The following is a 23,303-nucleotide window of genomic DNA, read 5'->3' as shown; positions in this document are numbered from 1 at the left end:
GGGCGTTCTAGAGCGTTTTCTCGTAGCGCCACGCATCGAGCGCGAAGGGGCCGTCGGCGGTTTCGAATTCCATCCGCTCGGTCGCGGCGCGGGTCCAGCCGGATCTTTCGTAGAATCGCGCCGCACGTGCATTGCCGACGGTGCAGGCCAGCCAGGCGCGGTGATGGCCCGCCGCGCGAAGATGGGTTTCGGCGTCGTGCATGAGCTGCGTGGCGAGGCCCGAGCCGCGTTCGGCGGGGGCGACGAAGAACTGGTAGAGCTCGTTGCCCTTGAGGATGTGAAAGCCCGCCACGCGATCGGCGCGCAGGGCGACGCGGGCGTTTGCGATGTCGCGGGCAAGGCGGTCGTGGAAGCTTTGGGCGGTGCGCTGCCGCGTGAGTGCGGGCGGGCAGATCGCGGCGTGACCGTCATGCCAGCCCGCATGCCAGAGCGTGGCTGCGGCGGCGAGGTCGGCCTTGGTCATGGGGCGGAAGATGACAGTCATGGCGCGGATGTAGCGGGCCACGCGCGGGTTGAAAACCCATAAGCCGGGGATTGCCTTTGGCCGCCATCCGGGCATCATCGGGATCAGCGAGGGAGGAGCCCATGGCCCGCAAGATCATCATCACCTGCGCCGTGACCGGCGCCATTCACACGCCGAGCATGTCGCCGCACCTGCCGGTCACGCCCGAGGAGATAGCCGAGGCGGCGGTGGGCGCGGCCGAGGCGGGCGCGGCGGTGGTGCATCTGCATGCCCGCGATCCCGAGACCGGCAAGCCAGACCAGACGCCCGAGGCGTTCGAGCCGTTCCTGAAGGTGATCAAGCAGCGCAGCGATGCGGTGATCAACATCACCACCGGCGGCTCGCCCTTCATGCGCGTCGAGGAACGGGTGCGGCCAGCCGAGGTTTTCGCGCCGGAAGTGGCCTCGCTCAACATGGGGTCGATCAATTTCGGGCTTTACCCGATGCTGGAGCGGTTCACCGAGTTCGACCATGACTGGGAGCGTGAACACCTGAAAAACAGCCGTGACCTGGTGTTCCGCAACTCGTTCAAGGAGATCGAATACGTGTTGCGCACGCTCACGGACAAGGGCACCCGGTTCGAGTTCGAATGTTACGATATCGCGCATCTCTACAATCTGGCGCATTTCCTTGACCGGGGGCTGGTCAGGCCGCCGCTGTTCGTGCAGTCGGTGTTCGGTATCCTGGGCGGTATCGGCGCGCATGAAGAGGACGTGATCCACATGAAGCGCACCGCCGACCGGCTGTTCGGGGATCAGTATCAATGGTCGGTGCTGGGTGCGGGGAAGAACCAGATGCGGGTGGCCGCGCTGTCGGTCGCCATGGGGGGCAACCTGCGCGTGGGACTGGAGGATTCGCTTTGGGCTGGGCCGGGTGTTCTGGCGCAGTCGAATGCCGAGCAGGTGCGAATCGCGCGCGGCATCGTCGAGGGGCTGGGGCTCGACATTGCCTCGCCCGAGGAGGCGCGGGCGATGCTGGATCTCAAGGGCGGGGACAAGGTGGCGTTCTGAAACCCGCTTGACGCATCCGCCGATTCCGCCTAAAGACCGCGAACGGATTTCGGGGCGCTGCGTGGTCGGCGCCCGTTTGTATTGTCGGGGCTGCCGCCTCGGCCCCGAGACAAGATGAGGATGAACCCATGTCGCGTGTCTGCGAACTGACCGGTAAAGGCCCGATGACTGGCAACAATGTCAGCCACGCCAACAACAAGACCAGGCGGCGTTTCCTGCCCAACCTGAACGACGTGACCCTGCAATCGGAGGCGTTGAGCCGTGGTATCAAGCTGCGTATCTCGGCTGCCGCGCTGCGTTCGGTCGATCACCGTGGCGGGCTTGATGCCTATCTGATCAAGGCCAAGGATGGCGAGCTTTCGGCCAATGCGCTGAAGGTGAAGAAGGAAGTCGTGAAGGCGCTGGCAACGGCCTGATTCCATTCCGAGGGACAGAGAATCACGGCCCCGCCTCACTGGCGGGGCCGTTTGCGTTTGCGCGCGGTGGCCCACCGGGACGCGGGCGCCACCGGCCTAGCGCGCTTGCTGGAATGCATCCTCGAGCCGGTCCAGAGATGCGTCCATCAGTTCGACGAACGAGCCATCGGCGGGCGCATTGGCGAGCGGCGGAAAGACCACGTCGATCACGCCGAGGGCCGACATGCGTTCACGTGCGGCGGGCGATGGCTCTGCTTCCCAGATGAACAGGTTCGCGCCGGTCTCGGTGATCAGCCTTTCCAGGGCGGCCCACTGTGCCTCGGACGGCGCTTCTCGGGCATCCCATTCCACCGCGGAAATGGCCAGATCGTAGGCGGCTCCGAAATACTGGTAGCGCGGGTGCGAGGCAATGATCGGGCCGACACCGGCGTTGCCCGCCAGCGCCGCGGCACGGGCGTCAAGCGCGGCAAGATCGGATAGCAGGTCGTCGCGTCGGGCCGCGATTGCCGATGCCTGCTCGGGAATCTGCCGTGCCATGGCCGCAGCAAGCACCTTTGCCTGTTCCATCGCCAGCGAGAAATCGAGCCAGGTGTAGCTTGCGGTCGCCAAGTGGGAATGCTCGCCGCTCTCGCCATGGGAATGGGTGAGCGTTTCGGTCGTGATCATCCGATCGGCAAACCCGGCCGAGGTGTCGACCGTTCGCGATCTGGGCAGCGATGCCTTGGTCGGCCATGTTGAAAAATCGGCCCCGTTCAGCGCGATGACATCGGCGCCCTGAATGGCGGCGATGTCGGAAATCCCGGGTCGCCAGAGAGGCGGGTCGGTTTCGGTCGGCACCAGGAACAGCACCTCTACATTGCCGCCGCCCAGACGTTCGGCGAAATAGGCGAGCGGGTAATTGCCGGCGGCCACCACGGGCCGATCCTGCGCGGCGAGCGGCAGGGCAGCTGTCGATGACAGCAGGATCAGTGCCGTGCGGCGGGTGAAACAATTCGGTATCATGGCTTAGTCTCCCGATCCGCGTGCTATGTCTTCGGGCGTCAGTATCCAGTAATCGTCATGGCCCTCACCGGTCTTGACCTCGATGGTCAGCCCGCTCGCCGCGGCATCCCGATCGAGCGGGAACCGCACGGTGCCGTCCGTCTCGAGCGAGAGGGTCAGAACGGTCTCTTGTTTCTCGTTCAAGATCCGCACCGTTCCCGACACCGGATGATTGCCGTTCGAGAACCTGGTTTCTACCACGACCGTCTTATCCTCGACGAAGGCAAAGACATTCAACTGGTGGGCTTGGGCGGTGGTGGCAAGCGCCACGACCGCGAGGATGGCAAGAAGCCGGGGCATCAGTCTTTCCACCTTTCGAAATGGACCCAGATCACGGCGCCGAGTTCGACCGCCTTTTCCACGCCGTCATGCTGCATCGTTTCCGGTGCCGTGTTGAGCGCCGCAAACCCCCACCAACCGTCCGTCGGGGTCGCATAGGTGAAAACGCCGTTTGCGTCGGCCTTGACGGTCTGGGTGATCATCAGGTCGCTGGGAACCGAGGCATTGACGTCTTCGTTGTAGTATTCGACTTCGACTTCGGCATTCGGCACGGGTTCGCCTTCGAGCATCACGACACCCTGAAACACGTTGCCCGCCCACAGCCCGAAGGGCTTGCTCAGGGGCACGATTTCGGTGCGCAGGCCAAGTTCCGTGTCCCAGCCTTCGTCATCGTCAAAGGCGCTGACATAGGTCTTGGTATGATGCACGATGAAGCTGTCTTCGGCGGGCTCCCAATAGGGTTTCGGCTCCATCGAGAAAACATATGTGCCGGGTCTTTCAAGCGGATACTCCAGCGTGAAACCCGGCTGACCCATGATATCGGAACTGTTCAGGGCGCCCAGCAGATCGGTGGTTTCGCCGTCATGGGTGACATTGAACGAAACCGGCTGTTCGAGCACCATGCCGTCGAGTTCGAAAGGGTGGGAAAACGAGACCGACAATTGCACCGATCGCCCGTCTTCCTGGCTGATCATCGGATCGCTGGGAATGATCATCCCGTAATGGGCGAGGGCCGTTGTGCCGCTGAGGGCGGCAATTGCAATCGTGGTGGAAAAAATCGATTTCATGGTCTCTTTCCCTTTTTCGAATTTGTGGTCATCCCGCGAGAAGCCAGGACACGAGGGCGCTGCCGTTGCTCTTCACGGCTAGCGCGATGCCAGACGCGATCATTCCGGCAAAGCACAGCAATATGACGGTTTCGGCTGCGAGCAGGCGCAGGATCATGCCGCGCCGGGCCCCGATCTTGAACGCGGTCTGGATTTCCCGGGCCCGCAAGCGGTAGGTCAGGAACACGGCCAGGCCGACCGCGGCCAGCGCCGCCGCGCCCACGATCAGCGTCACCGCATCGAGCAAGGACTTGATCCGGAAGATCCGTCCGACCAGTTCACCGATTACATCCTTCGGCACGATCATCTGCACGGCATTTTCCGGGTCCAGGTAGCGGCCCCGCAGAATCGTCGCATCGCGGGTATCGTTCGGCACGAGAAGGATCGCCGAGACGGGATAGCTGGCCGGATCACCGTGGAAGTGAAAGCTGTCGATATTCTCCTGCGTGATCCGGTTGAACTCGACGATATCGGCGGCCGCGACGATGTCCCCCTGTGTCGCGCCCGGGGACAGCACACTGTCATGGCCGTGCCCGATGCCGGCAATCACCCAGGAGGTCTTGATATCGACAAAGACCGCCTCGTCATCGGCGGTGCCGGTTCCGGCGAGGACGCCCACGATGTTCAGCTCAAGCGGATATACGCCATCGAGATCGAACAGGTTCTGCGGGGCGGAGACCACGGTATCGCCCGGTTCGAGATCGAGCCGGGCAGCGACCCTTGCCCCCAGCACCGCCTCGCCGAGCAGGGCCATCTGGCGGCCCCGGGTCACTTCGAGGTCGCGAAAATCGAAGTATTCCAGCGTTGTGCCCACGATCCGGGCGCCGTTTGTCTCGAACGCGGTGTTGAGCGGGATCGGCAGGGCGAGGCCGCTGTCCCAGATCGCGTCGGCATCGGCCATCGTCACCGGTTCGGCCCGGTCATCTGAAAAATAGAGCGCGTTCATTGCCAGATCGAGCTGGCTGCCGCGACGGCCCAGAACAAGCGGGGTCTCTTCGGCCCGTTCGGTCAGTGCCTTTTGCGATCCGTTGAGCAAGACCTGGCTGATGATCGGCACCGACAGGATGAGGGCCGCAACCAGCACCAGCACCAGTGAGCGCCCCCAATGAAACCGCAGATAGGCAAAGGCGAGGAAAAACGCGTTCATGCGGCACCGCCTTGCGATTGGCGAAAGTCCGAGAAGTCGATGACGCGGTCAAAACGGGGCAGCAATGCGTGGTCATGGGTCACGGCCAGCAATGTCGCCCCGTGATCGGAGCTGCGCGCGAACATCAGGTCAAGAATGGCTGTCTTGTTGGCAGGGTCGAGATTGCCCGTGGCCTCGTCCGCCAGAACGAGCCGTGGGTTCATCACGAGCGCGCGGCAAAGTGCGACGCGCTGCTGTTCCCCCTGGCTCAGCGCGCCGGGGCGGCGGTCGAGCTTGCCCTCGAGACCGCAGGACAGGGCCAGTTGCTCGGCACGGGTACGGGCGCGCGCGTCGATCCTGATGCCGGCTGCGATCCGGTAGGGGAACAGGATGTTCTCGCGGGCACTCAGGTATTCGAGCAGGGCGAAATCCTGGAAGACAAAACCGATCTTCGCGGCCCGCAGTGCGCGCCGCGCCGCATCGTTCATGTCGGAAACGGTCTGATCGTCGACGCGAACCGATCCGGAGGTCGGCACTGATATCCCCGCGATGAGATTGAGCAGCGTCGTCTTGCCGGTGCCGCTGGGTCCGACGACCGCGACCTTTTCACCCGGCTCCAGTGTGAGGCGCGGAATCTCCAGCCGGAAATCGCCGCCCGGATAGGAAAACGACAGGTTCTCGATCCTGATCATTCCGCCACCACCATGGTGCCCGCATCGCTCCGGTCCACATCCGTCAGGTCAAAGCTGGTCATGCGCCATTTCCCCCCGACAGGCTCGACCGTCAGGTCGGCTGCGTAGGTGTTGCCGCGCACGTGCAAATGGGTCGCGTGACCCACGGTGCCGACAACGCGCCACGTGGCATTCATCTTGAACGTCGTTCCGGTTCGATGTGACGCGAGCCCCTCCAGCTCCATCGCGTGCAACTCCTGATTGCCTTCGTCCAGCCCGCCGCCGACCATCGCCCCCATACGTTCGAGGTAGAGTGTTTCCAGCGCCTCATCCGCCGACACCTGTGCGAGACTGTCGTAGATCTGTTCTTCCTCGGTTTCGGAGAACGCGCGGTAAATCACGGCGAGCATCTCGGGCAGGATCTCGTAGGATGTGTTCGAGAATTCCTCGGCCGACAATTCGCCGAATTCCAATGCTGCAAATCCCTGATCACCGGTGGCCTTGGGATGTGCAAACGTGACGACCACGGCAAGCACAGCCAAGCCTCCTGCCACAAGAAGTCCGGTTGTCATCTCGTTGTGCACGTCATTCCCTTTGATCCGGCCTTGGGAACAGTCACGGCGGCGAGGACGAAAAAGTTTCTCCGATAACTTATTTCTGGTCGGCGAGAGGTTAATGTCAATGCAGGGGCGTAGTTGCAAAGCCCTGATCGCGGAGGATAAAGCCGGTCGTCCACCTGGTTGCACGACCCGCAGGGAATACCATGTGCCCGGGCACAGCCACAGGACGAGCAGGGCGCGATGCGCTCGATCATGCTTGGCGTTGTGGCCTGTGTCGTTCACGTCATTGGCATTTGTCGTGGCGGTGGACCTTGTGGAAAGCTGCGCTACACTCGGCGTGGTCAAGACCGGTTATCGGCCCGACAATGGCTGTAAATCATGTGCCGGGACCGGGCCAACGCATTGAATACCTTCATGGCAGGGGGCAAGCCGAACCGAATGGTCAAGCAGTGGGGCAAGCAAGACAAGAACGACAGGCGGGGGCAATTTTTCGGGCTGCGCCGAGTTGCCGCCGTGAACGCGATCGCCTTTGTTCTGGCGCTGGTATCCTTCGGCCCGGCGGCACGGGGTCACGAGGTGGTGCCGTCGGTCGCCGACATGACGCTGGTCGACGGGGCCTTGGCGTTCGATGTGCAGGCGAACCTTGAAAGCTTTGTCGCGGGGATAGATCTGTCGGGTGTCCACGACACCGGCGAGGCCGCCGATACCTCGGCCTATGACGCCTTGCGGGCGATGCCGCCCGAAGACCTTGAGGCCCGGTTTCGCGCCTTCTGGCCCCAAATGGCCGCGCAGATCACGATCCGCTCGGATCAAGGCGACCTGGAACCCGAACTGACGGGGGTGGAGATTCCCTCGATCGAGAATACCGAGCTTGCCCGCCCGTCTGTCCTGCGGTTTCGCGCCGCGCTGCCTGCGGGCGCGACGACGGTGCAGGTCGGCTGGGCCGCGCCGCTGGGCGTGCTGGTGCTGCGCCAGCAGGGGGTCGAAGAACCCTATAGCGGTTATCTCGAAGGGGGCACGATCAGCCCGCCGATCGAGCTGCCGACCGGCAGCCGGGCGGCGTCGTGGCAGGCTTTTGCAGACTTCGTTCCGATCGGCTTTCGGCAGATGGTGCCATTGGGGCTGGATCATGTCCTTTTCGTGCTGGGGCTGCTCTTGCTGGCGAGGCAAATACGCCCGTTGCTGTGGCAGGTCGCGGCGTTCACGCTTGCGCATTCGGCAACGCTGGTGCTGGGATCTCTTGGATACCTGGCCGTGCCGAGTGCGATCGTCGAGCCGCTCATTGCCGTGTCGATCGTCTATGTGGCCGCGGAGAACATCTTTGCCGGTGGATCGAGCCGCTGGCGCCTGCCGCTGGTGTTCGGGTTTGGCCTGGTGCACGGGCTGGGCCTTGCGTCGGTGCTGGAAGAGTTCGGGATGCCCGAGCGCAATGTCTTGCCCGCGCTGCTGGGGTTCAACGCGGGCGTGGAGCTGGGGCAGCTTGCGGTGATCCTGACGGCTTTCCTGCTGGTCGGGCTCTGGTTTCGCGACAAGTCATGGTATCGTCCTGTCATCGCGATCCCCGCGTCGGCGGGGGGCGGGCTGATCGGCGCGTGGTGGTTTTTCGAGCGGGTTTTGCTCTAGGTCAGGCTGGCCCCGCCCGGGCCCTGCTTCGCGCCCTGACCCCGGTCATTCGCAAAAGACTGTAAGCCCTTTCATCCAACGAGTTGGAACCGGGTGCCCAGCCAGACGAGCAGGAACCCGAGCGAGAGGAAGGGGCCGAACGGGATTCGTGGGTCAGATGCATGCCTGCAGGCAATTGCGAACGCAAGGCCGCTCAAGCTTGCCACCAGCAGGACATGGGGCAGCAACATGTAGCCAAGCCATGTGCCGCATGCCGCGAACAGCTTTGCATCGCCCAAACCCAGTCCGTCGACGCCACGTCGCAAGAAATGCAGGTGGCCCACGACCCAGAAAAGCGCGAATCCGGCGAGACCACCGATCGCGGATGCGGGCAGCCCGACTCCACCTTCCGTGGTTGCCAGTGCAAGGCCCGCAGCAATCAGCGGAAACGTGTAGAGGTCAGGTATGCGCAGGGTGCGAAAGTCGATCCATGTGAGCCGTGCCAAGGTCAATGCCAGTCCTGCGGTCAAAAAAATATCTAGCAAAATCAAATCCTTGCGATATTTTCAGGAGAAATTTCGCAGCGTACCGGAACTTTCCTGCTTCCCACCCCGTGTCTCCAGAGGGCCGTTGAAATGACATCCGTTCAGGCCCGGGAAATGTCGGATGATCCGACATGTCGATACAACAGGAGAGACCGATGCCGATTCCAAGATCAAGCTTAAAGTTTGCCACGATGGCGAGCGTTGCTGCCCTCACGGCCTCAACGGCAATGGCTTCTTCGCATCGCGAAGCGCCGGGAATCACCGAACAGCCGAAAGTGGATGCGACGGATTTCTACATGTTCCGGAGCTATGAGCCGGGCCGCACGGACTATGTGACGTTCATTGCCAACTACATTCCGCTTCAGGCGCCCTATGGTGGCCCGAACTATTTCACCATGGATCCCAACGCGATTTACGAGATCCATATCGACAATGACGGCGATGCCATCGAAGACGTGACGTTCCAGTTCGATTTCAAAAATGAACTGGCCATGGACGGTGCAGGTATTGCCCTGCAGATCGGCGAAGAAACAGTGCCGATTCCGCTGCGCACCGCAGGTCCGATCACCGGCGCGAGCGATGACCCGCTGAACGAGATGGAAAGCTACACGCTGACCCACATCACTGGCGACCGCCGCTCGGGAACGCGCACGCCAGTGACAGGTTCGGGCGGGAGCGACACCTTTGTCAAACCGCTGGATAATGTCGGCGAAAAGACTTTGCCGGATTATGAAAGCTATGCCAACAGCACGATCCACAGCGTCAACATCCCGGGATGCGACACCGGGGGCCGGGTATTCGTGGGCCAGCGCGCCGAAGCGTTTGCCGTGAACCTGGGCGAGATCTTTGATCTCGTGAACCTTGTGCCCCTCGAAGGGGCGATTGCCAACGACCGCTCCAACGACGATCTGGTGGACCGGTTCAATGTCACTTCGCTGGCGCTGGAAGTGCCGATCGACTGCGTCACCGGCAGCGGCAACGGCGTCATCGGCGCATGGACCACCGCCAGCCTGCCGCAAGGCGAGGTCGAGGACCCGTCGCCGACCTATGCCGAGACGTCCGTCTACGGCGGGGCCTTCGTGCAGCAGTCACGCCTGTCCAATCCGCTGGTCAACGAAGTCGTGATCGGTCTGCCCGACAAGGATCTGTTCAACGCGGCAGAACCCATGCAGGACAGCGCGCTGGCAACCTATGTCACCAACCCGACGCTGCCGGCACTGATCGACATCCTGTTCCGCGACGCCTTGGGTGCGGACAGCAATATCGCTCCGTCGAACCTGCCGCGCACGGACCTGGTGGCGGCGTTCCTGACCGGGTTCCCCGGCTTCAATCAGCAGGCGACCGTGACCGCTTCGGAAATGATGCGGCTTAACACTGCCGTTCCTGCGACGCCGCGCGGCAGCCAGCATCCCTATGGTGTGGTTGCCGAGGATCTTGCGGGTTTCCCGAATGGCCGTCGTCCCGGTGATGATGTGGTCGACATCGCACTGCGTGTGGTGATGGGCGCCCTGTGTCATCCTGTGCCGCTGGGTGCGGAACTGGGCGTTGAAGGCGCGGTCGAAGACGAAGCAAGCGACCTGATCAACCTGGGCTACTGCGACCCGGAAGATGCCCCTGTTGGCGATCAGCCCTTCATCGACGGCGCACCGATTTCGGCAGCCGAGTTGCAGAACGCGTTCCCCTATCTGAACACGCCTCTGCCCGGCGCGATGAATTAAGGAGGTCGAGATGATGGAACTGAGATCCAAAGCCTTTGTCATTGGCAGTGTGCTCTTTGTGGCGGCCTGTGGCAGTTCCGCTGTCGGTCTTGCTGGCATCGAGAGCCTGGGCGAGGCGTTCGTCGCCATGTTCAACCAGGCGCCGAACTCCGAGCCTGTAGACGCCCAGTCGGTGCCGCTCCAGGTCAGCTATACCACTGACCCGTTCAACCCCTAGGTGGTCGAAATCCCGGGCGAACCCTGCCCGCGGTCATGACACCTTGAGCGTTGAAACGCTTGAAAAAACGGCAGGCGGCCCCCCGATGTGGGGGCCGTCCTAGTTTGAGGGGGGGATCGGTGTGTCGTATGTGAATTGCCGCTCGAGGATATCGACAGCCTGGACTCCCCGGGCGTTACGCCGGGTCAGGATGGTTTGCATCTCGATGGCGGCGGTTCCTGCCTCGGCAAGGATATCGACCCGGTAAGCATTCGACGTGAACCCGCTGTTCTGCGGGCGCTGCGCCCCGACCGAGCGCAGATCGTCGAGGGTCAGGAAACCGCGGCTTTCGCGTGTGCGGATCAGTTGCGCGGCATGGCTCCGGTTCTGCAGCATGACCCGCAGCAGCAAGGGATCGACCGTGTTGAGGTTCACGGTCCCCGCGATCGGCAGGGCGGTCACATGGGGGGCCATGGCCGCGAGCGTTTCGGGCGCGACGCCGAAGGTGGAGAGATCGTCGAGCCGCGCGATTTGCCCCACGACCCTCATGATGCGTGAAATCTGGTTCGCGGTTTCGGGTGGCTGATCCAGGGCAAGCAGCAATCGACGGAGGAAATCCAGCAGTCCCGCGCTGGGCTCGGCCATTTGATTGATGTCGAACTTTGCTTGCAGATCGGTGACTCGCACCGAAAATCGCCCGGTGGGCAGTGACACTTCGTCCTGTATCACGCCCTGTGCCCAGGGCTCGGCCAAGTGATCGGTTTCGGGGGCGTCGTCCAGATCGCGGCGTAGCGCGTCCACGACCGATGCTTCGGCGCCCATGGCGATCTGTTCCACCACCGCCGCATCCGCCGCGCGGGCGACACGGTCAAACGCGGCTTCCTGGCTTGAGACCAGCAGAAGCATCAGCCCGCCCGCGATGGCGAGCACCACGAGGACGTTCACCAGAACGACACCGCCCTGAGCATCGCGCGCGATCATCTGCCCTGGCCCGCGGGAAGGGGAAAGAGGCGCGTCACGACCTCGGGCATGTCTGCATCGGCGCGCCGCAGCTTAAGTGTCAGCTCAGCGGCCAGAGGCCGACCTGTGGTGCTTCCATCGGCCGGCGGCCAGAGCGTGTGCCAGTCTTGCGATCCATCGAGGAGACGCCATTGCGCCGCGGTGGTTTGCGACAACAGGTGCTGATCGACGGGCCCCGACCCCGTATCGCCGACGCGGCGTGTCAGGGTCGTATCCTCGATCCGAAACGCCAGCGCGACCCGGCCGTCTGCATTGGCGCGGCGAAAGACCAGCACATCGCCATCGAGCGTGATTTCGCTCGGGGCGATCTGTGCCAGATCGCGACGGATGATCAGAAAGGCCCGGTCGATCTCGGCGAGACGCTCGAGCCGCCCCTCGGTCCGCTCGCCAGTGCGCGCCACCGTGTTCAGGATGGCGAGCCCCGCGACGCCGATAACGGCAAAGATCGCCAGCGACACCAGAACTTCGACGAGGCTCAGCCCCGCGTCACCGGTGCGCGCCCGGGTCATACCGAGGTGCTTCCGATCAGGTTGAATTCCCCGTCGGCGATGCTGACCACACCAAGGCCACGTTCGCACAAACCGGACTTGAGGAACCGGTAGGGCCCGACGACGCCGGTGAACCCCTCTTGCCGGGTCAGTCCCTTGGCGGACAGTTGACCGGTCTGACCCAGAACGCGCAACAGTTCGACCCCATCGAAGGCCAGCCCGCTGATGATCCCGCCCGCCGATCCCGCGGCTTGCGTGTAGGCTTCATCGAATGCGGCAAAGCGCAACGGGTCCGGCGCGGCATACCACGCCCCGCGAAAGGCCGGACGGTCCGAAAGGTCAAGCGCGGACCACTGGGTCGAGCCCAGCAGTTGCATCCCCTGTCCGCGCAACGCCTGGGCGAATGGCAGCAAGGTGCCGTCGGCCGCCGGAAGATAGACCGCGTCGGGCAGTTGCCCCCCGGCACGCAGGGCGTCCAGCAACCCGTCGGCGTTCGATTTCACCAAGGCAGGGCGCATTGACAGGCCCAGTGTGCGCCCGACGCTTTCCGCCGCTGCTGCCGACCGCTCGCCGAACGCACCGGGCGGCACCACGACCGCCACGTTTCGCAGGTTGCGCTGGGCCGCGATCGACAGGATCGCCCGGGTCGATTGTGTTGGTGTGACACCCAGGACATAGGTTCCCCCACCTGCCAGCGACTCGTCGTTCGACAATGTCACGACCGGCACGCGCACGGCGTCGGCGACCGCCTGGGCCTGGGCGCTGAACACCGGCCCGACGATCATCCGTGCGCCCCCGTCGACGGCCCGCTTGGCCGCCGCGACCGCCGTTTCAGGGGTAGACCCGCTGTCGATGATATCAATCCCGATGCCCGGTCCGCCGCCGAGGGTTGCGGCAATCTGCAATCTCTGGCCTAACGGAGCCGAGGCTCCCGAAAGCGGCAGCAGCAAGGCCGATTTTTCGCTCCTGCCCGCGCCGCGTGCCTCGCCCCCGAATGGCAGAGAGATCTGCCCGCAGCCTGGAACCAGGGAGACCAGAGACGCACATGAAAGCCCGGTCAGAATCCGCCGCCGTGACATCCCGGAAGCCGTTTCGCCGTCTCGGATTCTGGGCGTTGGGAGTGGCTGCGACATGTGTGATCCTTCTCTCATTGGCCGTGCTGTGCGTTGTCGTCGCACCGGTCAGTATTGTTACACGAAACCTCGATTCCACACCAGCGGTGGTGGCGGTCCACGGGTCGTTGAGAACCGGCCGGGCCGAGCTTCAGGGCGGGTATCAACTGAACTGGAACAGCCATGCGGAAGTGTTCGGATTGCCTCATCTGGCGACCGATTTCACGATCGAGGGCAACGACACACGCATTGTCGGCCAGCTGCAGACCGGTGCGCGCGGGGTTGTCCTGCACGAAATGTCGGGTCGGGCGGGGCCGGGGCTGGCGCAGCTCGTTCCGGGGGCGTGGGCATGTGACATGACCGCCCGGGTTGCCGATGTGTCGTTCCGGTGGGGGTGGCGGCGCACCGCCGCTTCGGGCGAGATCACGACCCCCGAGGGCGATTGTCGCAAGACCGGGCAGACCATCACCATGCCGCCCCTCACGCTCACGCTATCCAGTGAGCGTGATGCTGCGCTGCTCACGCTCAGGGCGGAGCAGACCGAGCCCCTTGCGACCGTCCGCGTCCATCGGGACCGCCTATTGGACATCGCGATCCAACCCGACGCCGCCGATGTCTTTCCACAGCTTCCGCGCGGCGGCCCGATCAGCCTGCAATTGCCGTTCTGATCACCCGGCCAGCGCATTCAGCCCCACGATCGGCATCAGGATCGACATCACCAACAGCATCACGATCCCGCCCATCACCAGCAGCACCGCAGGTTCGACCAGCGCGACGATGGTCGTGACGGTGGCCTTGAGCGTTGCCGCCTGATCATTCGCGGCGCGTTCCAGGCTGTCGCCCAGTCGCCCGCCGGCCTCGCCACTGGCGATCATCGCGATCAGCATCGGGGGGAATACCTCTGTCGCCTGGATCGATTTCGACAGGCTGGCGCCATCCTGCACGTTCTGCGTCACCTCAGCGATGCGCGCGCGCATGAACCGGTTTGGAACTGTCCGGGCCGCCGCAGCCAGGGCTTCGGCCAGTGGAACGCCGGATTGAACCAGCGTTGCCAACGTGCCGGTGAACTGCGCCGCATTTACCCGCAGCACCAGCCCGCGCACGACCGGCGCGCGGGTCAGCCAACGGTCCCAGGCCAACCGGATGGCGGGCTGCCGCAACAGGGCCAGACCAGCGACGATCGCCGCCACGCCCACACCCGCGGCAATCAACCCCCAACGCGCGATCCAGTCCGAGACCGCGATCAACCCGCGGGTGAGTGCTGGCAATTCGGCCCCGCGCGCCGTGAAGACACGCACGATATCGGGCACCACGAGCGTCAGCAGTGCCACGATGACCCCGATCGACACCAGCGCCAGCAAAGCGGGATAGATCAGCGCCAGTTGCAGGCTTTGCCGATTGCGCGCGCGGTCCTCCATGTGGTTGGCCAGATGCTCCATCACCTCGCTCAGCTTGCCGGCGCTTTCCCCGGCCCGAACAGAGGCCCGGTAATATTCATCGAAACTGCCCGGCGCGTCCTCAAGTGCTTCGGCGAAACTGCGGCCATCGACGATGGCACTGCGCAGGTTCAGCAGCAGCGAAACGTCACGCGGGCCCTTGATCTGGTCCGCAACGATCTTGATCGCGTCCTCGATGCGCACCTGCGCCCCGGCCAGGGTGGCCAGTTGCCGGGTGACGAGCACCTGCTTTTTCAAGCTCATCCGGTGCGGACGAAAAGCGCTGCCCGCCGCGTGTCGCGTCGGCTCGATCGACAACGGCAACAGGCCGCGCCGGCGCAGGTCGGAGCGGGCCGACGCCTCGTTCGCCGCGTCCAGCAAGCCCTTTGATTTCTTGCCCGACGGGTCGACGGCACGGTACATGAAGGCCGGCACGGTCAGCGCGCCCCGGCCGTGGCGTCTTCGCGCACCGCGCGGGCGACTTCCTGCACCGTTGTCAGCCCGTCGCGGATCTTGTCGGCCCCGTCTTGCGGGATGCCGGGCGACGTCTTGCGCGCCTCTTGTGTCATCGCGGCCTCGGACGCGCCTTCGTGGATCATGGATTGCAGTTGCGGGGTGGCCACGACGATCTCGTAAATTGCCAGCCGCCCGCGATAGCCCGTGCCGCCGCAGTCCTCGCATCCTTTGGCCTCGAATATCTCGGTGCCCGGATCGAGAGTCCGGGACAAAAGCGTCGCCTCGGCCTCGGACAAACGGGTTGGCACCCGGCAGGCCGTACACAGTCTGCGCACCAGCCGCTGAGCCATGAGACCGCGCACCATCGGGGCCAGCAGGAACCGTTCCACCCCCATGTCGATAAGGCGTGAGACCGCACCGATGGCCGTGTTGGTGTGCAGCGTGGACAGGACGAGATGCCCGGTCATGGCGCTTTCTACCGCAATTCGCGCGGTTTCGCCATCGCGGATCTCGCCAACCATGATGACGTCGGGGTCCTGACGCAGGATGGCGCGCAGCCCCCGGGCGAAGGTCATTTCGGTCTTGGCGTTGACTTGAATCTGTCCCACCCCGTCCATCGAATATTCGATCGGGTCTTCCACGGTCAGGATGTTGCGCTGTCGGTCGTTGAGCGCGTGCAGCGCCGCATAGAGCGAGGTCGTCTTGCCCGATCCCGTCGGACCCGTGACCAGAACCAGCCCCTCCGGCGCGGTGATGATTGTTCGAAACGCATCGCTGTCGCGCGTGGTCATGCCGAGATGCGCGATGCCAAGCTGGGTCTGGCCACGGTCCAGCAGGCGCAACACAACCCGTTCGCCGAATTGCGAGGGCAGGGTGGAGATGCGCACATCCAACTCATAGCTGCCCACCCGCAGGCTGACTCGGCCATCCTGGGGCAATCTCTTTTCGGAGATGTCCAGCTTGCCCATCACCTTGAGACGGCTGGAGAGTTGCGGCGCCAGCGCGCGGCGGGGCTCGAGCACTTCGCGCAGCACACCGTCGACGCGAAACCGCACGACCAGGCGCTTTTCCTCGACCTCGATATGGATATCGGACGCGCCGTCCTTCACCGCCTCCAGAAGCAGCGCGTTGATCAGGCGAACGACCGGAGCGTCGTCTTTCTGGTCCAGCAGATCGTCAACCGACGCCGCGGATTCGGCAAGTGCGCTCAGATCGTCGCTGTCTGCATCGGCCATCTGCGCGGCCTCCGAGGCGCTGTCGCGATAGACGGCGGACAATGCCTTGTCGAAGGTTTCGGGATCGACCGGTTCAAAGGTGACCAACTGGCCGGCGATGCGCTGCGCCTCGATCAGGGATGACAGGGGCGTACCGGGCAGGTGGCGACAGATCATCGGCATGCCCTCGGACTGATCCAGAAGCACGCCGTGGGCCTTGGCAAAGCCATAGCTCAGGGTTGTTGTGCTCATTGTGCGTCCTCCAATGTCAGGCGCATCGACACCTGACCCGGCTGGGTCAGGCGCGACATTTCCACCGACAGCGCGCGCACGCCCTCGACCGATTCAAGTGCGGCGATCCACCTGGTCAGTTCCGCAAACCCCGCCGACGCCACGGTGATGCGCAGGCGCGAACCATCGGGATCGAGCCTGGCCAGGGGAATGCCGGCGGCCTCGGCGCTTTGGGTGATGCGGGGGGTGAGGGGCGCGTCGTTGACCGGCGCGGGTTCGACCGTCGGCGCCCGGTTGTCCACCATTCGGGTAATTTCGATCACGGCAAGGTAGCGCGCGATGCGTTCGGCCTGTTCGGCGCGTTCGCTGGCCAGCGGCTGCCAGACATAAAACCACGCCGCCAGCGCGATCAGAAATGCGCCCCCGCCCAGAACAATGACCCGTTCGCGCGGGTTGAGTCGTGCCAGAATACTCATGGCCGCACCGTCAATTCGGCCCGTGCCGCACCGGAATCGGCCGTGGTCGTTCCGCTGGAAACCTGCAGGTTGGCCGCTCTCAGGCTGGCCTCGGCCCGTTGTAACATGTCCAGATCCGGCGCCTCGATGGTCAGGCGCATTGCATTATCGCTCCAGGTCAGTTGGCGAAACTGCACGGCAACGCCCGTGCGCGACAATGCTTGCGCCACCCGCTCGAGTATCGGCAGGAAGGTCGAGCCGACCTGCGGCTGGTTCCGCGCAGCCAATCGGCGCAGGATAAGCTCGGGCGCGTCGTCGATCGACGCATCGGGCAGATGGGTGGCAAGCGCCGCACGGGCATCGGCGCGCAGATCCTCGGCGATCGCGCGCTGTGCGCGCAGGTCGAAGGCGGCGATCGCCAGATGCCCGAGGGCCGCGACGGCAACGGCGGCCGCGAGCCATTTGAGCGGCCGTTTGAGCCCGCGCGCGGGGAGATACGCGCCCTGGCGCAGATCGGCATCGGCCAGATCCCCGGGATGTGGCAAATCGGTGTCCGCATGGTCACTCCAGACCAGATCCGTTCCCAGCGGCGCGCCAACGCTTTCTATCGCCGGTCGTTCGGCCGAAAGCCACAATGCGTGCAACATGTCGTTGCGCACGGCGAAACCGGTGCCGTCGGATACGCGCACCAGCACGCGATCGTCGCGGCGATATGCGCGCCATGTTTCCTTTCCGTCGATGGTGCGATCCGGCCGACGCAGAACCATCTGTTCCGGCACCAGCGCCGTGCCCGGCGCGCTGGCCAGATAGGCCGCCAGCGTGTCTTCGTCCATGGCGGCGGCCAGCACCCTGCCATCCTCGCCCGGGCCGCAAAGCGCGAAATGGGTGTGTTCCAGGGGGCGCCCCACGGCTTCCTCCAGCGCGTAAGGCAGCGCTTCGCGCCGCTGCCGGGTCGTGCGAACGGGAAGATCGACGACATGCAGGGCAACCAGTTCGGCGGGAATCAAGGTTGTGCCCGTTTTCACATCGTCAGGCAAAAGGTCGGCGAGAGTTTCGAGCGGCGTCCCCGGCGATCCGTTCAACGGTGGGTCGCTCGTACCCGAACGGGCCGCGTCCGACACAGGCGGGGGCACGTCAAGGTTCTGAGATATAACGGTTTTTTTGTTTTCCAAGGGGTGAATCTGTGCTATATGTTTCCTCATCGCTGTTCTGTCTTTGGCGACGTCAGGTGGTGCCAACCATAGCCATTACACGGTGCAGAAAGGAAAAAAGTTTCATGCTGTTCGATGAAACGCGCTATGGAAAACGCCGCAGGCGGGACCGGCAGGCGGGCGTGACGCTGATCGAGATGATGGTCGTTCTGGTCATCATCGCCGTTGTCGCGGCCATGGTCGTGCCCAACGTCATCGGCCGCCCCGATGAGGCCCGGGTAACCGTCGCGAAGACCGATCTTCGCGCTATCGCCGGCGCGCTGGAATTATACCGCCTCGACAACCGCACTTACCCCAGCACGGGGCAGGGCCTCGCGGCGCTGGTCGAGCGCCCGACAGTGGCGCCGGAGCCGGTGAACTGGGCCACGGGCGGATATCTGTCGGCGATGCCGAAAGATCCCTGGGGCTCGGATTATATCTATCGCTCACCGGGGCAAGACGGTCGGTTCGACCTGATCAGCCTGGGCGCCGACGGGCAGCCCGGCGGGGATGGCGTGAATGCCGACATCGAGTTCGGGACGCTGCAGGCGGCAGATGGCTGAGATGCGCAGGGTCGATGCCGGAGTCACGCTGATCGAAATCCTCGTGGTCCTGACCCTGATCGGCGTCAGCGCCGGTGTCGTGAGCTATGCACTGCCTTCGGCCTCGCCTGCGCGCACACTTGATCAGGAGGCGGCGTTGCTGGCTGCGCGGCTGAATCTCGCTAGCGAGCGAAGCCTGATGAAAGGACGCCATTACGTGTTGGACTGGCAGGGTGGAGGATACGCGTTTCAGGAATGGCAGGACGGCGCATGGCGTTCGGCCACGGGCGCGCCGCTGTCCGAGCGGCATGACCTCGAGCGCGGGATCGTCTTGTCCGATCGTGACGGTGCGCGCCGGGGCGTTGTGCAGATATCGCCCGACCTCCTGCCCGGCAAAGAGGGTGTCTCGCATTTGAGGCTCGAGGCGGGTGCGCTGCGTCGCAGGGTTTTTTTCGACGGTGCGGCGGCGGGAGTCGCGCCATGACCCGCCCCGATGCCGGACAGAATGGGTTTACCCTGATCGAAACGCTGGTGGCGCTTGCGGTTCTTGCGGTGGGAGCAGTCACGCTGCTGGGTGGGGTCGAGCGGCATGCAGCAGCAACGCGCGGGCTGTCCGACAGGATCGTGGCGCGCTGGGTCGCCGAAAACGCCCTTGCTGCGACGGCCCTCGGTGTTCCGCTCCGGGCCGAATGGACTCGCGCATGGGGCGTCGATTGGGCCGTCAGACAAACCGCGCGCCCTCTGCCGGGATCGTCCCTGCACGCCGTGACGGTCAATGTTGCCGATGCGGCTGACGGGCCCGATGCGTCTCTTGTGGCCCTGACCGGATATCTTGCGCTTGGCGGGGTTTCACCATGACCGCCGCGCGCCTGTGGATACTGACCGCACTGGTGGCGGGCCTGTTGATCGCAAGCCTGGTGTTCGCCGGGGTGCGGTTGTGGTGGCACATGGGCGGGCATACCGAGGTGCTGCCGATGTCCGTTGCCCGGCAGCCCGCCACCGAAGGCACGGCACCGCAACGGGATCTTGATGTCATTACCGCGCTGGCGCCCTTCGGGCAGGTGGAGCCCGCGGCGCAGACGAGGCAAGCCCCTGAAAACATGACAAAGCTTGATCTGGCACTGCGCGGGGTCCTGGTCGATCCCGATCCGGGCCAATCGCGGGCCTATATTCTGGCGGGTGGAAAAATGTCGGTCCTGCGGGTCGGTGACGAGGTGCAGGCGGCGGAGCTGGTGGCGATCAACACCGATACGATCACCTTGCAGACCGGGGACCGGCTGCAGGTCGTCGGCTTCGGTGGCATCCTTGTCGGGCAGGAAAGCGCGGAGAAATTCGACACCCCCGCGGAACAGGCACCGAGTGATCCGTTTGCGAGATTGGCGGCGGCGATTGTCTCCGGTCCGGGGTCGATTGATCTGCGCGAAGGGCCGCCGCCCGAAACGACCGACGACTATATCAAGCTCTGGCGCGACAGAATTACCCGCAATCCCCAGGCCGCGATGGACAGCGTGGGCGTGGAACTTGTGGAGAATGGGTATCGGATCAAGAACGATCCCGATATCGGCGTGACTTTGGCTGGGCTGAGGCCCGGTGATGTGGTAACGCGATTGAATGGTCAGCCTGTGGGCGACCTGAGCAGTGACAGAGAGCTTTACGATCAAGTTGCCGCATCGGGGATTGCGCGGCTGGAAGTCGAACGAGACGGTCAGGCATTGCTGCTGACTTTCCCGCTCAGATGACGATCATAATGGAGAACTGCATGGCAAAAACCGTCGGCCTTCTGATGTTGCTCTTCGTGCTTGTCCCTGGCCCGCTCCTGGCCCAACGCACCGTGCTGGATGACACGGATGCCGAATTCGTGTTCAACCTGCGTAACGCGGAAATCTCGGTTCTGGCCGAACAGGTGTCGGAAATCACCGAGCGCACCCTGGTGATCGATCCCGCGCTGTCCGGTGATGTCACCGTCGTTTCCGCCAAGCCGCTGACCCAGGCAGGTGTCTGGTCCCTGTTTCAATCCCTGCTGCGCGTGCGAGGCTTCGTGGCGGTCGAGGCGGGAGTGATCTGGGAGGTCGTGCCCGAGACTCAATCGGTTTCCAAGGGCGGCACGGCATCGCTTGGCGGGCGTGCCGGCGATCAGGACGTGATCACCAAGCTCGTCCCGCTTGACCGTCTGCCGTCGACCGAAGCCGTGCGGGTCCTGCGTCCGCTGGTGGCCGATACCGGTTATATCGAGGCGTTGACGGCTCCGAACGCGATCATCGTCACCGACAGCCAGGCCAACGTGGACCGGATCGTCAACATCGCCCGTACCTTCGACCTGCCCGAGGAACAGCGCACCGAGATCATCCGCTTTGCTTTTGCCGAGGCGCAGGCCGTGGCGCAGGCGATGTCCGATGTGTTGGGCACGTCCGGAAGCGGTGCGCGGATCTCGGTCGATGAAGGGTCGAACATTCTGCTGGTGCGGGGCAGTGAGCGCGATATCAGCGAGATTCGCGAGCTGGCACGCCAAATGGACGTGGCACCCCGCACGAACCCGCAGGTTCGGAAACGCACCCACATTTATTCGTTGAAATTCGGCGATGCCGAGGTTGTGGCCGAAATCGTCGCCAACACGCTGCAGGGGGGCACCGATATCGTCAATCCGGTGGCCGAAGACATCGAAGGGGAAGCCCCGGCGGACCCCGCGCCCGAGGTTTCGGTGCAAGCCTCGACGGAAACCAATTCCATCGTCATCCGCGGTACGCCGAGTCAGATCCAGGAAGCCACCAGCCTGATTAACGCGCTGGACCAGCGCCCCAGGCAGGTCATGATCGAAGCCGCGATCGTCGAAGTCTCCGGCGAAGTTGCCGAACGGTTGGGTATCCAACTGGGACTGGGTGAAAATCTGCCGAACGGAGGGTTCGGCGCGACATCCTTTGGCAATGGCGGTAATTCGCTCGGTGCTCTGCTGAGTGCCCTGGGCGTCAGTCAGGCTTCTGGCCTGGCCAGCGGCCTTACCCTGGGTGGGGCGTCCGACAATTTCGGCATCCTGGTCCAGGCCCTGGCGCAATCGACCCAGGCCAATCTTCTGTCCACACCCTCAATCACCACCACCGACAACAAACCGGCCACCATCGTCGTTGGTCAGAATGTGCCGTTCCGTACCGGATCGTTCGCGACGGATGGGAATACCGTGGAGCCATTCACCACGATCGAACGGCGCGATGTCGGCATCACCATGCAGGTGCTGCCGCGTGTGACATCGAATGGGGTCGTGCGGCTGGAGATCGTTCAGGAAGTGTCCAGCCTGGTCAATGCAAATGTCGAAGGTGCCGCCGATCTGGTCACCAACCGCCGCGTGATCGAAACGACGGTGCAGGCCCAGGATGGCGGGACAGTTGTGCTGGGCGGCCTGATCACCGACGACAATCGTTCGATCAACGCGAAGGTGCCGGGTCTCGGCGATGCGCCCATCATCGGCGCGCTGTTCCGGTCGCGCAGCAAGGACCAGACCCGCCGCACGCTGTTCGTGTTCATGCGCCCGACCGTGATCGACAGCCAGCAAAAGGCCAATGCGTTGGCGGAGCGTCAATTCCGGCGGGTTCGCAAGGCCGATGCGGCCGAACCTCCGCGCAACTTGCTGAAGGAACGCAAGGTTGATCGGCTGCCGTTGGAGATCAACGGGCTTTATTGACGGGGCGGTACACGAAACGTCAGCGACGCCCAGAGCGATTCCCAGACAGCGCCGCGCGTTCGCGCCACAACGGCGCGGTTCGGTTCGCGAACCAGCACTGTATCGATCAGGTAGGCGTGCCCCGGCACGGTGTCGATCGACACGGTGCCCGCGTCGTCCGTGGTCCGGTACGATGTCTCGACGGTGCCGTCCGGAGCCTTGGCAAAAATGGTCACTTGATTGTCGGCCAGCGGCTTGCCCTGATAGACGGCCTGAAACCGCATCTCTGCGTCGGGGTCGGTGGTATAGGGATTGCTCAGCGCGACGAGTTCGATCTCCAGGCCGCGAGGCGCGTCTGCCCCCTGGCCCGACCCTACGGCGACCAGCGCCTTGGCATACCTGGAATAGGCCTCGCGGATCGGCGCCTGTGGCAGTCTGCGTGCAGCGTGTTGCTGCAGTATGGCCTCGTATCCCTTCTCTGCGAGAAACTCCGCGAACTTGTCATATTCCGTGTAATCAACCGTGTTGATCGAGGATTTGTAGAGGAGCGTCAAGAGACCGTCCCGCTCTGCCGTTGTCGCCAAGGCCGGACGGTCACCCAGCCGCCCGGTAATCGGCTGGACCCCGAGATTGTCCCAACGTTCCGCCCGAACCACTGAGCGGTCGTTCCAGATCAACTCGATACCTTCGAAATACTCACCATTCCGCAACCGGGCCGTGACAGGCTCCTGTTCTGCCACCACCCAGTTTTCCGGTTCGAGCCAGACCTCGTGGGCGCTGGCCCCGGCCGATGCGACGCCAAGCGCCAAGATCAGTGACAGTCGAGAGAAAAATGCCATTGCGTGATACCAACCTCAGTTGGGTCAAAACTATGACAGACTATCGTGAAATGCCAAGTGGTTATCTCTTCGGATCGCCGAAGGCCGTTCCCGTTTTCGCGCGTCGCAGGGCAATGCGTGCGATGGCTGCTGCGCCCATGACGCCGGGGGTATGACGAGGTTCGACCCGGTGGCG

General features: G+C 63.9%; 27 protein-coding genes. 11 read left to right on the top strand and 16 right to left on the bottom strand.

What is annotated here, in order from left to right; all coding sequences use genetic code 11:
* Positions 1-7 precede the first annotated feature (7 nt).
* The gene (locus tag FLO80_RS09695; RefSeq protein ID WP_223145476.1) at positions 8-505 is read right to left on the bottom strand and encodes a GNAT family N-acetyltransferase; all 498 of its coding nucleotides are present in this window, start codon (positions 503-505) and stop codon (positions 8-10) included.
* Between the two features lie 80 nt (positions 506-585).
* Here FLO80_RS09695 and kce point away from each other — a divergent pair, with 80 nt between their 5' ends.
* A complete protein-coding gene (kce, locus tag FLO80_RS09690) occupies positions 586-1,512 on the top strand; it encodes a 3,5-dioxohexanoate:acetyl-CoA acetone transferase (protein WP_111365984.1) in 927 nt (308 codons plus the stop codon).
* Positions 1,513-1,640: 128 nt separating this feature from the next.
* On the top strand, positions 1,641-1,928 hold the full coding sequence (rpmB, locus tag FLO80_RS09685) for a 50S ribosomal protein L28 (RefSeq protein ID WP_111365987.1): 288 nt from the start codon (positions 1,641-1,643) through the stop codon (positions 1,926-1,928).
* Positions 1,929-2,024: 96 nt separating this feature from the next.
* On the opposite strand, the gene FLO80_RS09680 is transcribed toward rpmB, so the two are convergent.
* Genes FLO80_RS09680 through FLO80_RS09655 form a run of 6 tightly spaced genes read right to left on the bottom strand, consistent with a single transcriptional unit; the run spans position 2,025 to position 6,444 of the window.
* Positions 2,025-2,930 carry a metal ABC transporter substrate-binding protein gene (locus tag FLO80_RS09680; protein ID WP_111365990.1) on the bottom strand — a complete coding sequence of 302 codons (906 nt, stop codon included), beginning with the start codon at positions 2,928-2,930 and terminating at the stop codon, positions 2,025-2,027.
* Between the two features lie 3 nt (positions 2,931-2,933).
* Positions 2,934-3,269, bottom strand: coding sequence for a DM13 domain-containing protein (locus tag FLO80_RS09675; protein WP_111365993.1), 336 nt, complete (start codon positions 3,267-3,269; stop codon positions 2,934-2,936).
* A complete protein-coding gene (locus FLO80_RS09670) occupies positions 3,269-4,036 on the bottom strand; it encodes a DUF4198 domain-containing protein (protein WP_111365995.1) in 768 nt (255 codons plus the stop codon). Before FLO80_RS09670 ends, FLO80_RS09675 begins: the two co-directional genes overlap by 1 nt.
* A 28-nt stretch (positions 4,037-4,064) precedes the next feature.
* Positions 4,065-5,222 (bottom strand): ABC transporter permease, encoded by a 1,158-nt coding sequence (locus FLO80_RS09665; RefSeq protein ID WP_111365998.1) that lies wholly within the window; start codon positions 5,220-5,222, stop codon positions 4,065-4,067.
* Positions 5,219-5,893: an ABC transporter ATP-binding protein gene (locus tag FLO80_RS09660; RefSeq protein ID WP_111366001.1), complete on the bottom strand. Its 675-nt coding sequence runs from the start codon at positions 5,891-5,893 to the stop codon at positions 5,219-5,221. The genes FLO80_RS09665 and FLO80_RS09660 overlap by 4 nt, the downstream gene beginning before the upstream one ends.
* Positions 5,890-6,444: a hypothetical protein gene (locus FLO80_RS09655; RefSeq protein ID WP_146611037.1), complete on the bottom strand. Its 555-nt coding sequence runs from the start codon at positions 6,442-6,444 to the stop codon at positions 5,890-5,892. Before FLO80_RS09655 ends, FLO80_RS09660 begins: the two co-directional genes overlap by 4 nt.
* A 426-nt stretch (positions 6,445-6,870) precedes the next feature.
* Between FLO80_RS09655 and FLO80_RS09650 the strand changes: the two genes are divergently transcribed.
* On the top strand, positions 6,871-8,055 hold the full coding sequence (locus FLO80_RS09650; RefSeq protein WP_111366006.1) for a HupE/UreJ family protein: 1,185 nt from the start codon (positions 6,871-6,873) through the stop codon (positions 8,053-8,055).
* A 71-nt stretch (positions 8,056-8,126) separates the two neighbouring features.
* On the opposite strand, the gene FLO80_RS09645 is transcribed toward FLO80_RS09650, so the two are convergent.
* Positions 8,127-8,585, bottom strand: a complete 459-nt coding sequence (locus tag FLO80_RS09645) for a prepilin peptidase (protein ID WP_111366009.1) — start codon at positions 8,583-8,585, stop codon at positions 8,127-8,129.
* Positions 8,586-8,806: 221 nt separating this feature from the next.
* Between FLO80_RS09645 and FLO80_RS09640 the strand changes: the two genes are divergently transcribed.
* Both FLO80_RS09640 and FLO80_RS09635 read left to right on the top strand, forming a co-directional pair.
* Entirely contained in the window at positions 8,807-10,297 is a 1,491-nt protein-coding gene (locus FLO80_RS09640) for a DUF4331 domain-containing protein (RefSeq protein WP_246156637.1), read from the top strand.
* Between the two features lie 10 nt (positions 10,298-10,307).
* Positions 10,308-10,514 (top strand): hypothetical protein, encoded by a 207-nt coding sequence (locus FLO80_RS09635; RefSeq protein WP_111366014.1) that lies wholly within the window; start codon positions 10,308-10,310, stop codon positions 10,512-10,514.
* 99 nt (positions 10,515-10,613) lie between these two features.
* Here FLO80_RS09635 and FLO80_RS09630 read toward each other — a convergent pair whose 3' ends face one another.
* Genes FLO80_RS09630 through FLO80_RS09620 form a run of 3 tightly spaced genes read right to left on the bottom strand, consistent with a single transcriptional unit; the run spans position 10,614 to position 13,080 of the window.
* Positions 10,614-11,474 (bottom strand): type II secretion system protein GspK, encoded by an 861-nt coding sequence (locus FLO80_RS09630; protein WP_111366016.1) that lies wholly within the window; start codon positions 11,472-11,474, stop codon positions 10,614-10,616.
* A complete protein-coding gene (locus FLO80_RS09625; RefSeq protein ID WP_111366018.1) occupies positions 11,471-12,022 on the bottom strand; it encodes a PulJ/GspJ family protein in 552 nt (183 codons plus the stop codon). The genes FLO80_RS09630 and FLO80_RS09625 overlap by 4 nt, the downstream gene beginning before the upstream one ends.
* Positions 12,019-13,080, bottom strand: a complete 1,062-nt coding sequence (locus FLO80_RS09620) for a penicillin-binding protein activator (protein ID WP_281286986.1) — start codon at positions 13,078-13,080, stop codon at positions 12,019-12,021. The genes FLO80_RS09625 and FLO80_RS09620 overlap by 4 nt, the downstream gene beginning before the upstream one ends.
* A gap of 56 nt (positions 13,081-13,136) precedes the next feature.
* Here FLO80_RS09620 and gspN point away from each other — a divergent pair, with 56 nt between their 5' ends.
* Positions 13,137-13,781 carry a type II secretion system protein N gene (gene gspN / locus FLO80_RS09615; RefSeq protein WP_149187069.1) on the top strand — a complete coding sequence of 215 codons (645 nt, stop codon included), beginning with the start codon at positions 13,137-13,139 and terminating at the stop codon, positions 13,779-13,781.
* On the opposite strand, the gene FLO80_RS09610 is transcribed toward gspN, so the two are convergent.
* From FLO80_RS09610 to gspL, 4 genes are read right to left on the bottom strand one after another with little or no spacing between them, the layout of a single operon-like run.
* Positions 13,782-14,972 carry a type II secretion system F family protein gene (locus FLO80_RS09610; RefSeq protein ID WP_246156635.1) on the bottom strand — a complete coding sequence of 397 codons (1,191 nt, stop codon included), beginning with the start codon at positions 14,970-14,972 and terminating at the stop codon, positions 13,782-13,784.
* A gap of 14 nt (positions 14,973-14,986) precedes the next feature.
* The gene (locus tag FLO80_RS09605; RefSeq protein ID WP_111366027.1) at positions 14,987-16,471 is read right to left on the bottom strand and encodes a GspE/PulE family protein; all 1,485 of its coding nucleotides are present in this window, start codon (positions 16,469-16,471) and stop codon (positions 14,987-14,989) included.
* Entirely contained in the window at positions 16,468-16,926 is a 459-nt protein-coding gene (locus FLO80_RS09600) for a type II secretion system protein M (protein ID WP_111366030.1), read from the bottom strand. The genes FLO80_RS09605 and FLO80_RS09600 overlap by 4 nt, the downstream gene beginning before the upstream one ends.
* The gene (gene gspL / locus FLO80_RS09595) at positions 16,923-18,038 is read right to left on the bottom strand and encodes a type II secretion system protein GspL (protein WP_188078254.1); all 1,116 of its coding nucleotides are present in this window, start codon (positions 18,036-18,038) and stop codon (positions 16,923-16,925) included. Before gspL ends, FLO80_RS09600 begins: the two co-directional genes overlap by 4 nt.
* Before the next feature lie 143 nt (positions 18,039-18,181).
* Here gspL and gspG point away from each other — a divergent pair, with 143 nt between their 5' ends.
* From gspG to gspD, 5 genes are read left to right on the top strand one after another with little or no spacing between them, the layout of a single operon-like run.
* Positions 18,182-18,658, top strand: a complete 477-nt coding sequence (gene gspG, locus FLO80_RS09590; RefSeq protein ID WP_111366035.1) for a type II secretion system major pseudopilin GspG — start codon at positions 18,182-18,184, stop codon at positions 18,656-18,658.
* Positions 18,651-19,121 carry a prepilin-type N-terminal cleavage/methylation domain-containing protein gene (locus FLO80_RS09585; RefSeq protein ID WP_188078253.1) on the top strand — a complete coding sequence of 157 codons (471 nt, stop codon included), beginning with the start codon at positions 18,651-18,653 and terminating at the stop codon, positions 19,119-19,121. Before gspG ends, FLO80_RS09585 begins: the two co-directional genes overlap by 8 nt.
* Complete coding sequence (gspI, locus tag FLO80_RS09580; RefSeq protein WP_111366041.1) at positions 19,118-19,495, top strand: type II secretion system minor pseudopilin GspI; 378 nt, start codon at positions 19,118-19,120, stop codon at positions 19,493-19,495. The genes FLO80_RS09585 and gspI overlap by 4 nt, the downstream gene beginning before the upstream one ends.
* On the top strand, positions 19,492-20,376 hold the full coding sequence (locus tag FLO80_RS09575) for a type II secretion system protein N (protein ID WP_111366044.1): 885 nt from the start codon (positions 19,492-19,494) through the stop codon (positions 20,374-20,376). The genes gspI and FLO80_RS09575 overlap by 4 nt, the downstream gene beginning before the upstream one ends.
* Positions 20,377-20,396: 20 nt before the next feature.
* On the top strand, positions 20,397-22,310 hold the full coding sequence (gene gspD / locus FLO80_RS09570) for a type II secretion system secretin GspD (RefSeq protein ID WP_111366419.1): 1,914 nt from the start codon (positions 20,397-20,399) through the stop codon (positions 22,308-22,310).
* On the opposite strand, the gene FLO80_RS09565 is transcribed toward gspD, so the two are convergent.
* A complete protein-coding gene (locus tag FLO80_RS09565; RefSeq protein WP_111366047.1) occupies positions 22,304-23,128 on the bottom strand; it encodes a DUF4198 domain-containing protein in 825 nt (274 codons plus the stop codon). The genes gspD and FLO80_RS09565 overlap by 7 nt on opposite strands.
* Positions 23,129-23,303 lie beyond the last annotated feature (175 nt).

Origin of the sequence: Aquicoccus porphyridii, assembly GCF_008369105.1 — a bacterium.
Lineage (GTDB): Bacteria > Pseudomonadota > Alphaproteobacteria > Rhodobacterales > Rhodobacteraceae > Aquicoccus > Aquicoccus porphyridii.
Note: the sequence above shows the minus strand (reverse complement) of the source record. Positions and strands in the feature narration are given on the sequence as shown.